This window comes from Aquimarina intermedia, assembly GCF_008124785.1.
GTDB classification, from domain to species: Bacteria; Bacteroidota; Bacteroidia; order Flavobacteriales; family Flavobacteriaceae; genus Aquimarina; species Aquimarina intermedia.
The window spans coordinates 1-12441 of the sequence record NZ_VNHU01000009.1 but is presented as its reverse complement, the minus strand read 5'-3'; the positions used below and the strand labels follow the sequence as shown (position 1 = coordinate 12441).

11 protein-coding genes and 1 riboswitch are annotated in these 12441 nt (G+C 35.4%); of the genes, 10 read left to right on the top strand and 1 reads right to left on the bottom strand.

The window, feature by feature from the left end:
* The first annotated feature begins 55 nt into the window (after window positions 1-55).
* The 5 genes from BD809_RS15760 (at window position 56) to BD809_RS12520 (ending at window position 4792) form a co-directional block, all read left to right on the top strand.
* Entirely contained in the window at window positions 56-1162 is a 1107-nt protein-coding gene (locus BD809_RS15760) for a trypsin-like serine peptidase (protein WP_211356721.1), read from the top strand.
* A gap of 58 nt (window positions 1163-1220) precedes the next feature.
* Window positions 1221-1481 carry a peptidase associated/transthyretin-like domain-containing protein gene (locus BD809_RS12535; protein ID WP_148783326.1) on the top strand — a complete coding sequence of 87 codons (261 nt, stop codon included), beginning with the start codon at window positions 1221-1223 and terminating at the stop codon, window positions 1479-1481.
* Between the two features lie 64 nt (window positions 1482-1545).
* Window positions 1546-1758: a hypothetical protein gene (locus BD809_RS12530; protein ID WP_148783325.1), complete on the top strand. Its 213-nt coding sequence runs from the start codon at window positions 1546-1548 to the stop codon at window positions 1756-1758.
* 238 nt (window positions 1759-1996) lie between these two features.
* A complete protein-coding gene (locus tag BD809_RS12525; protein ID WP_148783324.1) occupies window positions 1997-3046 on the top strand; it encodes an NAD(P)-dependent alcohol dehydrogenase in 1050 nt (349 codons plus the stop codon).
* A 348-nt stretch (window positions 3047-3394) separates the two neighbouring features.
* The gene (locus tag BD809_RS12520) at window positions 3395-4792 is read left to right on the top strand and encodes an NAD-dependent succinate-semialdehyde dehydrogenase (RefSeq protein ID WP_246131535.1); all 1398 of its coding nucleotides are present in this window, start codon (window positions 3395-3397) and stop codon (window positions 4790-4792) included.
* 60 nt (window positions 4793-4852) lie between these two features.
* Here BD809_RS12520 and BD809_RS12515 read toward each other — a convergent pair whose 3' ends face one another.
* Window positions 4853-6160, bottom strand: coding sequence for a Na+/H+ antiporter NhaC family protein (locus tag BD809_RS12515; RefSeq protein WP_148783452.1), 1308 nt, complete (start codon window positions 6158-6160; stop codon window positions 4853-4855).
* A 49-nt stretch (window positions 6161-6209) separates the two neighbouring features.
* Window positions 6210-6306: riboswitch (SAM-I-IV-variant riboswitch) on the bottom strand.
* 251 nt (window positions 6307-6557) lie between these two features.
* Between BD809_RS12515 and BD809_RS12510 the strand changes: the two genes are divergently transcribed.
* The 5 genes from BD809_RS12510 (at window position 6558) to BD809_RS12490 (ending at window position 12336) form a co-directional block, all read left to right on the top strand.
* Window positions 6558-7007, top strand: a complete 450-nt coding sequence (locus tag BD809_RS12510; protein WP_148783323.1) for a KTSC domain-containing protein — start codon at window positions 6558-6560, stop codon at window positions 7005-7007.
* Between the two features lie 70 nt (window positions 7008-7077).
* The gene (locus BD809_RS12505; RefSeq protein WP_148783322.1) at window positions 7078-8424 is read left to right on the top strand and encodes a DEAD/DEAH box helicase; all 1347 of its coding nucleotides are present in this window, start codon (window positions 7078-7080) and stop codon (window positions 8422-8424) included.
* Between the two features lie 16 nt (window positions 8425-8440).
* On the top strand, window positions 8441-9751 hold the full coding sequence (locus BD809_RS12500) for a DEAD/DEAH box helicase (protein ID WP_148783321.1): 1311 nt from the start codon (window positions 8441-8443) through the stop codon (window positions 9749-9751).
* A 219-nt stretch (window positions 9752-9970) separates the two neighbouring features.
* A complete protein-coding gene (lpxD, locus tag BD809_RS12495) occupies window positions 9971-10963 on the top strand; it encodes a UDP-3-O-(3-hydroxymyristoyl)glucosamine N-acyltransferase (RefSeq protein ID WP_148783320.1) in 993 nt (330 codons plus the stop codon).
* 632 nt (window positions 10964-11595) lie between these two features.
* Window positions 11596-12336 (top strand): hypothetical protein, encoded by a 741-nt coding sequence (locus tag BD809_RS12490; RefSeq protein WP_148783319.1) that lies wholly within the window; start codon window positions 11596-11598, stop codon window positions 12334-12336.
* Window positions 12337-12441 lie beyond the last annotated feature (105 nt).

Sequence of the window (12441 nt, the reverse complement as noted above, 5' to 3'; positions counted from 1 at the left end):
TTGTTTAAATAAGAACTGATAATAAAAATAAGTTGAACAATTAAAATAGTTGATTATGAAAAGTAATGGAACTACTCATAGTGCAGTGTATGATGAAGCTGTATATGAAGAATCCTATGATGGAGTAGAAAATTTTTCTGATGATGCGTATAGTGATATACAAACTGACGAAAACGAGGAAGCGAGTGCTACTGATTATCAAGAAGTAAGCAATGAATCAGATACCATACACACAGAAGATGTTGATAGTGAGGATTCCTTTGAAGGCGGTGATACCTCGGATAACGAAGAAGCTACGTTAGAAGCTACTCAAAGTAATGAGACTTTAGAGCAAATAAGTGGGTATGATTATTCTGTAACCGAATTAGAGCAGGAAAACGATCAAACACTTCAGGATACAAAGCCTCTGGATGCATATTACGCGAGCTATGGTGATCCCGATATGGTAGCACTTATGCGAACAGAAAGCGGACAGAAAATGCTAGAGGAAGTCGTTATTGGGAAGGATGACCGTAAACGAATCACTCAAACTAAAAAGTATCCTTGGCGTACTATTTGTTCTTTACGAATTACAGCAAAAGACGGTACGAATTGGATAGGCACGGGATTTTTAATAGGACCACGGACCGTAATAACTGCAGGGCATGTGGTGTATATGCACAATCATGGAGGTTGGGCTAAGAAAATAGAAGTCATTCCCGGTAGAAATGGATCCAGTAAACCCTTTGGTTCCTGTACATCCAGTCATCTGCATTCGGTTAAGGGTTGGACAAAGAGTAAAAAGAGAATTATGGATTACGGTGCCATAATACTGCCCAAAAACTGCAAATATGGTAAGCAACTGGGCTATTTTGGATATGCTAATTATAGCTTTGCAAGTTTACTGGGTTTGAAGGTAAATCTTTCGGGATATCCCGGAGATAAACCTAGTGGGACACAATGGTGGCACTGCAGAAAAATAAAATTTGTTACCCCGCGAACACTAGTCTATAATATTGATAGTGCAGGAGGGCAAAGCGGCTCGCCTGTTTGGAAGTATAAAAATGGAAAGCGTTATGTGGTAGGTATTCACACGAATGGTTCTTCTTTAGGCAACTCTGCCACTCGGATCACATCTCCTGTTTTTAAAAATCTAAAAAACTGGAAGAATAAATATAAATAGTAGAAATAAGAAAGAGTTGCACTACGTAACTCTTTCTTTATTAGTAGTATTTTTTATTATGCAAATATTGCGAGGAACTATAATGGAGCAAGGTTCTCACAAACCTGTATTCGAAGCTATTATACTTTTAAATAAAGAAGATTCATATTCTAAAGACATAGCACAGGTAAGTAATTCTAAAGGACATTTTAAATACCCTAACCTACCAAAAGGCCGCTATATGCTAGTCATTGTTCATGACGAATATCGAAAGAAAAAAAAATCTTTTTTTTATAATGGTGGTATTAAAGAAATTCAGATAATTCTTGAAAAGAAGTGAAAACAACTATGATTTAATTTTTTTTGTAATTTTAGATATGTTAAATTCTTAAAACCAAATTATTATGAAAAATTCGCTAACAAGTGTTAAAGGATTAAAGATTTTAGACAAAGCAACGCAATCCGTACTAAAAGGAGGAGTGCAACAAGCCAATCGTTGCCCAAGAGGTTGCTATGATCACTATTTTCTTGATGTTGATGGTAGTCGATGCGCCGTTCCAAATAATAACGGAGGTGTTTGTTACGGAACCGTGCAAAATGATCAGTGTTGTATGTAAACTCTAATTTAAGTATTTCTTAAATTCATTCTACGTAATTAAAATCATCTTTTGGCAATGTAGTATATCCTACTCGTCTAAAGATGATTTCTCATTTATACCTTCTAAGCAAACCATCCATAGTCTTTAAAATCTTTTTTTTCTTGACTTAGGTTAGGAAGGGTGTTAAACTTACATTAAAGTAAGAATAATCCCTTGGTTCATCGAAGAATTCAGCTAATTTGAATCAAAAAATATTATGAGCACAATTAAAGCCTACGGGGCAGATACAAAGGATAGTGATCTTAAGTCAATGACTATAGAGCGAAGAGAAACTAAAAAAAATGATGTCAAAATAAAAATTACATATTGCGGAGTATGCCACAGCGATATTCACACAGTTCAAAATGATTGGGGAAATTCCAAATACCCTGTAGTACCAGGACACGAAATTATAGGTCGTGTTGAAGAAGTTGGCTCCGATGTAAAGAATTTTAAAGAAGGAGATCTTGTGGGTGTGGGATGTATGGTAGATTCTTGTCAGGATTGTAGTGCTTGCAATGATGATCTTGAACAATTCTGCGAAGAAGGGATGGTTGGTACTTATAATGGAAAAGACAAACATTTGGGCGGTCATACCTATGGAGGCTATTCAGAAATGATAGTGGTCGATGAAAAATTCGTATTAAGTATTCCTGACAATTTAGATGAAAAAGCAGTCGCTCCCTTATTATGTGCAGGAATTACTACATATTCACCTTTAAATCACTGGAAAGTTAAAAAAGGTGATAAAGTAGGTGTGATTGGTCTTGGAGGCTTAGGACATATGGGAATCAAATTTGCACATGCGTTGGGAGCTAAGGTGGTAATGATTACCACATCTCCGGGTAAAGAAAAAGATGCCAAACGTTTAGGTGCTGACGAAGTGTTGATTTCTAAAAATGATGAGGACATGAAAAAACATGCCAATTCGTTTGATTTTCTATTAAATACAGTTCCTGTTAAACATGATATCAACCCATATTTACAATTATTAAAGAGAGATTCAACAATGGTGATGGTTGGTGCTATAGAACCATTGGAACCTATGCACGGCGGTAGTTTAGTGATGGGAAGAAAACGTGTAGCAGGATCTCTAATTGGTGGAATTAAAGAAACTCAGGAAATGTTGGATTTCTGTGGCAAGCATAACATTACCAGTGATATTGAAGTAATTGACATAGATACTATCAATACCGCTTACGACAGAGTTAAAAACTCAGATGTGAAATATCGTTTTGTAATAGATATGGAATCGCTTAAGAATTAAAGTATTTCAATTTTACTTTAAAAGATGATTTATAGGTGAAAGCATATTTTCTTAATCTGAAAAAGCACTCCGTAAGAGTGCTTTTTTGATTTTTATGACTCATCAATTGTTCAATGATTAAAGAAGATTCCAATCAGTCGTAGCTTTAAAATTATTGCACTGAATAAACAATATATAACGTCTCGTTAAAGATAAGATAAGCTTTCTTAATTTCTGTTTTAATGCCATAGTATTTCTTATTTTAGAGTGTCTAAGTAAAAATCCTCTATTTACTGATATTTTATACACATACTTACAAAACTCACTATTAATATGATCCTTTTTGAAGGGTACAAACAAAAAAACACAATGGAAAGTGAAACAATGACTAAAGGGTTTGCAACAATTAACCCATCAACAGAACAAGAAATAGCAAATTACAATTACATGACAGATGAGGAGATGGAGAATGCCATTCAGAATTGTCATAAAGCCTTTTTAGACTGGCGTCATGAATCCTTAGAAAAAAGAGGAGAAATTATAAAGAAAATTGGGGAAGGACTAAAAAAACACCGCTCAGAGTTTGCAGAACTCATGACTAAAGAAATGGGTAAGTTGATAAAACAAGGCGGACAAGAAATTGATTTGTGTGCGGCTATTTGCGATTATACAGCAGAACAAGGTGCCAAAGAGCTTGAAGATGAAACTAGAGAATTGCCTAATGGTGGTAAAGGTATTGTGTCATATGCGCCAATTGGAGTTATTTACGGAATTCAACCGTGGAATTTCCCGGCCTATCAAGCAATTCGTTATTCTATAGCTAATCTAATGGCAGGGAATGGTGTACTACTGAAACATGCCGCTAATGTGACGGGATCAGGTTTATTACTTCAAAAAATTTACGAAGAAGCAGGATTGCCAAAAAATCTGTTTACCGTGTTGATAATTGATCATGATCAATCGGATAAAGTTATTGAAAATAAATTAGTCCGTGGTGTGACATTGACCGGTAGTGATGGTGCAGGTAAAATTATTGGCGAAAAAGCTGGCAAGGAACTTAAAAAAACCGTTTTAGAATTAGGAAGTAATGATGCCTATATAGTGTTGGACGATGCTGATGTGGAGCTCGCTGCAAAAACGTGTGTAAATGGTAGAATATATAATAATGGCGAGACGTGTGTTGCTGCAAAACGTTTTATTGTAGTTGATAAGGTTTACGAAGAATTCAAGAATGCATTTGTCGACAGAATGAAACAAGTTAAAGCCGGTGATCCTACCAGTGACAGTTCTGATCTTGGGCCAATGGCACGTAAAGACTTACTCGAAAAATTACACGACCAAGTGCAGGAGAGTGTTCAAAATGGCGCAGAAGTATTGACAGGAGGAAAGCTTCAAGAGGGAAAAGGATATTATTATCCTGCAACCGTATTGGGTAATGTTAAACCCGGGCAACCGGCTTATGATGATGAATTGTTTGGACCTGTGGCATCCTTAATACATGCAAAAGATAATGAAGATGCAATGCGAATTGCCAATGACAGCCGTTATGGACTTGGTGGCGGCATCTTCTCTAAGGATGAGGAAAAGGCAATAAATTTGGCCAAAAATCATTTTGATACTGGTATGATCTTCATTAATTCGTTTGGTCTAGCACAGCCTAATATGCCTTTTGGAGGTGTAAAGGATTCTGGATATGGCCGTGAGCATGGTGGCTTTGGAATTAAAGAATTCACAAACGCAAAAGCTGTTATGGTATTAAATAAATAGTACTACAAAATGGTATACAAACTAAAATCCACATCATATTTTAATGGTGTGGATTTTAATTTAGATAACCTTTATTTTTTTTCTATTTCTTAAATAGATCCAACTTATTGTAAATACAAAAAGTAATAGCAGATACCATGTATTAGCAATCAAATCTATGTAATCAATAGAACCTTTGGCAAAACTTAATATCATTAATACTTGAGCCCCATAAGGTAGTAATCCTTGCACAATACACGCAAAAATGTCCAGAATTGATGCGGTTTGTTTGTTATCCAGACAATACTCATCATTAATTTTTTTTGCTATAGGTCCTGTGATGATAATAGATACTGTGTTATTCGCAATCGCAGAATTAACCGTGCCGACTAATGTTGCAATTCCGAACTGAGCAGTTCTTTTATTTTTAATAAAGCTATCTACTTTCTCTAAAATATAAGTTATGCCTCCGTTAAGTGTCACCAAGGCTGCTAGTCCTCCTGTAAGCATAGATAATAAGAAAATTTCTGTCATACTGGTAAAGCCTTGATAACTAATTTTCGTAAACTCAAGAATGGTAAAATCTTGATATACAAGTCCTATAAGACCAGTGATAACTATACCTAATAAGAGAACAACAAACACATTAATTCCAATAACGGATAGCAAGATTACTACCAGATAAGGTATAATCTTTATGAAAGAATATGATTCTCCTGTAATCACAGATGTTGTGTTAACAGATAACCCTTTAAAAAATAAAATCGTAATGGTAATAATAGCTGCTGGTAATGCTATCTTAATATTTTCTTTGAACTTTTCACTCATTTTACAGCCCAAGGACTGCGTTGCTGCAATCGTTGTATCTGATATTACGGATAAATTATCTCCAAACATCGAACCCCCAAGTAAGGATCCACATAGTATCGGTAATGAAACCCCACTTTTATCAGCGATCCCAACAACAATTGGAGCGAGTGCAACAATTGCTCCTACAGATGTACCGGTAGAAATAGAAAGAAACGATGCAATGATGAAAACGCCTAAATAGATGTATTCGATAGCGATATAATTAAGTCCCAAGTTCACTATATCATCGACACTTCCTGTAGCTTTTGTTACAGTAGCAAAGGCACCTGCAAGCAAATAAATAATGCACATAGTCATTATTTTAGAATCCCCGCATCCTTTTAAGAAGGCCGCTACTTTGGTATCTATACTTTGTTTAAAGAGAAAAAATGCTACAATTATTCCTAAACAAACTGCAATGGGGGAGGGTAATGCGTAAAAATCATTTTGATAAATACCTACTCCGAGAAAAGTGAAAACAAAAACGAATAATGGAAGTAACGCTTTAAAGTTACCTGACTGGCTAACAGATTGTGTCATTAAATTAGTTTTAAAGAAAACAAAAGGAGATAAGACACGGAGAGAAGATGCAGTTAACATTTTTTCCAATCAAATTGGCTTATCGATAGAAGCACCTTGCTCGTTATTGCAGGTTGCTATCTCTTTTGAGATTCTTGATAATTAAGGCGCCAAAATATGAAATTATTTGCTAGTGCATAGCAGAAACTAAGAAATAAATAGTGCGTGTTTGTATCTATTTGACCTAAAGAGTTTTGTAGTAATAACAATAGTAAGTCTATGATTTTGACAAATTCAAATGAATAGGATACTAGCAAATTTTTGTCAATTTTTACTTTTATTAACCATTCATTGCTAAAAACAAGCAGCTTACCATAAAAAAAGTGTAGTTTCGCGCCTGCAATAAAAATGCCTGGTTATGAAGCGAATAAAAGAATACAAAAAGTTATTTACTGTTGAAAAGGAAATTGATTTAAAAGATCTTAAAAAAACCTATAGAAATCTCGTAAAAGAGTGGCATCCGGACAAATTTCAAGAAGGAGATCCTCAGAAGGAGATAGCAGAATTAAAAAGTCGTCAAATCATTGATGGATATCACTTTTTGGTGAGCATTGCTCCAGAAACGATAGCCGCTAACCTAGATGCCTATAAAGTTACAACTACTGCCTCCGGCATTGCTGATTACCAGCATAAAGGTATGGTGTTAGAAATTACATTTTTGGACGGAACAACTTATGAGTATTTTGGCGTGACCAAATCAATTTACATCAAAATGATAAACTCTGATAAGCTTTACCGTTTTGCTAAACGAAATATTTTCAATTCCTATCTCTATAGAAAATCAAAAAAAACGCTTCAGGAAGCTTAATATAATCGGTTTTTACTTATATAATTAAGACTTTTTATCAAAGCTTAGTTATTTTTCATACATTCAATTCATGTCAACACAATTTTCAGCCTTAGGTATAGATTCGTCACTTCAAAAAAGTTTAACGGAGCAAAATATTACCATTCCGACAGATATTCAAAAACAAACCATTCCTATTCTTCTTAATCAGACAGAAGACTTTGTAGGTTTGGCAAAAACCGGAACAGGTAAAACAGCAGCCTTTGGTTTACCCTTATTACAATTAATTGATAAAGAAAATTCTTCGATACAAGCGGTGATAATTGCTCCGACACGTGAATTAGGACAGCAAATACATGCAAACCTTGAAGTTTTTGCCAAGTACTTGCCAGAAGTTTCTGTTATTTCAATTTGCGGAGGTACCCCGATCAAACCTCAAATCGAACGACTAAAGCAGCCAACACATATTGTCGTAGCTACACCCGGTCGTTTGATTGATTTGATAAAAAGAAAAGCCATTTCGATCAGCAATGCCAATTATTTGGTTTTAGATGAAGCCGACGAAATGGTAACATCCTTAAAAGATGGACTGGATGAAATTGTAAAAGAACTTCCCAAGAAAAAAAGGACCCTCCTCTTTACGGCTACAATGCCGGGTACGATCAAGCAGTTGATCCAAAATTACATGTCTAAACATGTTGTGCAAGTGGAATCTGATATGGAGACCACAGGTCATCAAGGGATCGATCATCAATACGTAGTTGTAGAACCCATTGAGAAGTTAGATGTTTTAATGCATTTTCTGACAATTCAGGGTGGGAAACGCGGAATCATTTTCTGTAAAACAAAGGCTGCGGTCAATAAACTAGCTAAAAATCTTGCAATAAACAAGTTTTCATCCGGTGCCTTGCACGGGAGTTTATCACAGCCGATTCGTGATCGCATTATGGATCAGTTTAGACAAGGGCATATTCAGATTTTGGTGGCAACAGATTTGGCTGCAAGAGGAATTGATGTAAAAGAAATTGAATACGTTGTAAACTATCATTTACCTGATGTCTATGAGGTGTATGTACACCGTAGCGGTAGAACAGCAAGAGCAGGAGCCAAGGGGTTTTCTCTAACAGTGATTCAGAAGGAAGAGGAACATGAAATTCAGGATTTTGAGGATGAGCTGGGTATTTATTTTCAGAAATACAGTAAAGCAAAACCAGAGGATCTGGCAGAGAACAATGCACTGTTGTGGGCAAGGAAGGTGTTTAAAACAAAACCAAACAGAGAAATGTCCCCTTCTTTGAAAGATGGAATCCACACCATTTTTCACCATTTAACCAAGGAAGAGTTAGTTGATAAAGTTTTAGCTAATTATTTAGAACAAAATGCTACCGTTTTACCTAATTTAGAGAAACAAAAGAGTAAAAAGAAGTCCAGACACTAGTCATCAAAATATAGTTATGTCCAAGAGCAAAAGATCTCAAACCGATATTCTTCAAAAATTAAACATTCAGCAGTTAAACCCTATGCAAGAGGAGGCTACCGCTGTTATAAAAAAAACTGATAATGTAGTTTTATTGTCGCCTACGGGAACGGGTAAGACCTTAGCTTTTTTATTACCTACAATAGCTCTTTTAGACGAGGATTGTGAAGATGTTCAGGTCTTGATATTGGTTCCTTCCCGAGAACTTGCCATACAAATAGAACAAGTTGTGAGAGATATGGGATCCGGATATAAAGTAAATGCGGTGTATGGTGGACGATCCAGCTCCAAAGATAAAATTGAATTAAAACATGCTCCGGCGATTTTGATCGGTACGCCGGGTAGGGTAGCGGATCATTTAAGACAGGAACGTTTTTCTACAAAGCGTATAAAAACATTAATTTTAGACGAATTTGATAAATCTCTGGAGGTTGGTTTTGAAACCGAAATGAAACAAATTATCAAGGAATTACCTCATGTTTCTAAACGCATCTTGACGTCGGCGACACAGGGAGTGAGTATCCCCAATTTTGTCAAATTAGATAGCCCTAAAACCATCAATTATTTGGATGGATCAGTTTCCAAACTGACATTTAAAACAGTTATCTCTCCAACCAAAGATAAATTAGACAGTCTGTTAGCTATTTTAAACCATACAGGAAGTCAGCCGGGGATTATTTTTTGTAATTTTAAAGATAGTATTCAAGAGGTGAGTGCATTTTTAAAGCGTAAAAATATCAATCATGGAACCTTTCATGGAGATATGGAACAAAAGGATAGAGAGCGATCCTTGATAAAATTTAGAAATGGAACGCACCAAATTCTACTAGCAACCGATTTGGCAGCTCGAGGTATCGATATTCCAGAGCTTAAATTCATTATCCACTATCAACTTCCATACTCGGCAGAAGAATTTACACACCGTAATGGCCGTACTGCACGTGTCAATGCAAAAGGAACCGCTTTTATTTTAAAATGGGAAGAAGAAACATTGCGTGACTTTATTCCCGAAACGGAAATAGCCGATATTTCAAATCAAGCAGCGCGTAAACCACAGCATTGGCAGACCTTATTTATCTCGGGAGGAAGAAAGGATAAGATATCCAAAGGAGATATTGCCGGATTATTCTTTAAACAAGGTAATTTGACCAAAGATCAGTTGGGTGTTATTGAGCTCAAACAAGATTGTACCTTTGTTGCTGTACCTGTAACCATTGCAGATCGTGTAGTAACTGAGCTAAATAATAGTAGACTTAAAAAAAAGAAGGTCAGAATCACTAAGATATAACTTCTTTCAAGTTAAAATCAGCTACATTTTTAAGAGAATTTGTTTTATTAAGATAATTACATTATTATGCGTGGTATCTAATAAAAACTAAGCCTACTTGTAAAGAACAATCTTTTAGAAGGCTTAGATTATATTAGAATTTACGTAAAAAGCAGGAAGTTTAATGAATTTTCATGCTAAATACCCTAAATCTATTAAAACGAACACTATCTCAAAAGAATGAAAGTATTTACAATTGAAGAAATCAACGCAATCGTTGGAGGAAAATTAATAGGCTCTACCAGTCAACAAATAACAGGTCTGGACCAATTACAAAATGCAAATAAAGATCAGATCACATTTATTGGATCTCGTAAATTTGCCAAATTATGGCCCGATTCAAAAGCATCTGCCGCTATTGTGAACGAATCTCTTACGGTGGAGGCAGGTTCTGATCGTGCATTAATTCTTGTTAAAAATGCAGATTTGGCTATGGCGAAACTTTTGGAGGAATTTAAGCCGAAAGCTCCCGTTTTTGAAGCCGATATTCATCCTGCAGCTACGGTGCATGAATCTGTTGTTTTAGGTAAAGGTTGCAAAATAGGTGCAGGTTGTTATGTTGGTAAAGATGTTGTGTTAGGAGATGGTGTGATTTTATATCCGAATGTTTCCGTTTTTGACGACTCTAAAATTGGGGATCATACAGTAGTTTGGTCTGGAACAGTCATACGTGAACGCTCAATAATTGGAAATCACTGTATCTTTCATAATAATGTAAGCATAGGTGCCGATGGATTTGGATACCGCCCTAGTGAAGATGGCCGTGGGTTGGTAAAAATAGAACATATCGGGAATGTAGTGATAGGCAATGGTGTAGAAATCGGAGCTAATTCTTGTGTAGACAGAGCAAAATTTAGTTCTACGATAATAGGAGATGGCTGTAAAATTGATAACCTGGTGCAGATTGCTCATAACTGTATTTTAGGTCGTAGTTGCATCATGGCCGGACATAGTGGATTGGCAGGTTCTGTAACCCTGGGAGATGGTGTGGTTATTGGCGGAAGTGCTTCGATAAAAGATCATACAACCATTCACTCTGGTGCTACGGTAGGAGCCGGTTCCGGTGTGATGGGTGACGTTGCAGCCGGTGCTACAGTACTTGGATATCCTGCTACAGAAGGTAGGAATATGCTAAAACAATGGGCAGCGTTACGTAAACTGGTTAAATCTTAATACGATTAATATTTTGTCTAAATAATACACAGTGCTATTAAAGCAGTAAACTTTAATAGCACTGTTTATATTTATTGATTATCTATCTAGGTACCTCGTCTGACTTGAAGTTATTTAGTTGCACTCTAAAAACAAATATTGTGTATATCGCCATTTTTCATAAATCCTTGCTAGCATTGCCTGAAAAGTTGCTGTCCTTGTCGGAAGAATTTTCTGCGGATTGAAATCACTATTCGAGAAAACGTATTATAAAAAATTTTACCGTAAAAAATGTAGTGAAAGGAGTAGCCACTAATGTGGAATATCAAATACAAAAGTGATAATTTTAAATATACTAAAATCACATCCTGTTTTCCGTTTTTATAACTCCCGAATCCTGATTCTTGGTTCTGATAACTTTAAATCTCGCTAACTGGCTTAACTTTTGCCTTCTGGCCAGTAACTAGTGGCTAACAACTAACAAAAACCCGTGCTTACAAAAAATTCTGTTATGTAAAATAAAATCTGTAGTTTAGTGACATTAAAACCCACTGCCAACTCCACTTTGTATCCTTAGGGTAGTGATCGTAAAAGAGAAATATAGTTACTAAAGGTAACTATATAACAGTGTTGTAGCACATTTGTCTAAACCAATGAAAAAAATACTAATAGTAATAATTTCTCTACAGTTTTTGACAAGTTGTAAAGAAAACAAATTTCAAGTCGAATCTGAATTCGAGAACGGCAACAGCGAAATAATTTTCGACCAATTGACCGACACCTTAATTTACGGGAAAAATTACAGTAGAAAGTATAAAATAAAATTTGACATCCAAAAAGACACTTTACGAAAAGGGATGTACATAAATGAAATGGCAATTGGAAAACATTTCTTTTATAAAAAAAATATGATTATTTGTGAAAGAAATTACGTCGTTCCAAAACCGTTCTTTTTAGACTTAGATAGAGCAAACGAAACAATTGACTTTAATACATACAAAGTTAGACAAGATTCGACTTATTTAAATACGGTTATATTTTTTGACAAAAACGGAGATTCAATTATTGACAAAAGTCATTTTTATAGAGCAAAATTTAAAAAGAAAAAATGGAATGTTAATGACTCACTTGAAGTAGACTTTGAGTTCTACTATCCAAATTATAAAGTAGTAAAGTCTGAACTTTATTTTATTGTTCCATCAGATACTACTATGGTTACAGTAGCTAAAGCTGATAATGACTACACTTTCAAAAGAGAGATTTTAGACAAACAGCACAACGAAATTGAAGGTGTCGTTGATTTTGCGGCTTATGATAAAACAAAAGTTAAGGGAGATTCAACTGCATATGCACTTAGAATTATGTTTATTAATGAGAAAATCGAAATAGAGTAAAACGTGCTACAACAACTAAGCATTCATGCGGTCGGTACGACCGAGCATGCAGGCCGTGTTGACTAAACCGGGTCGATATTCCTTAGTATGGGGTTTGATATGTAT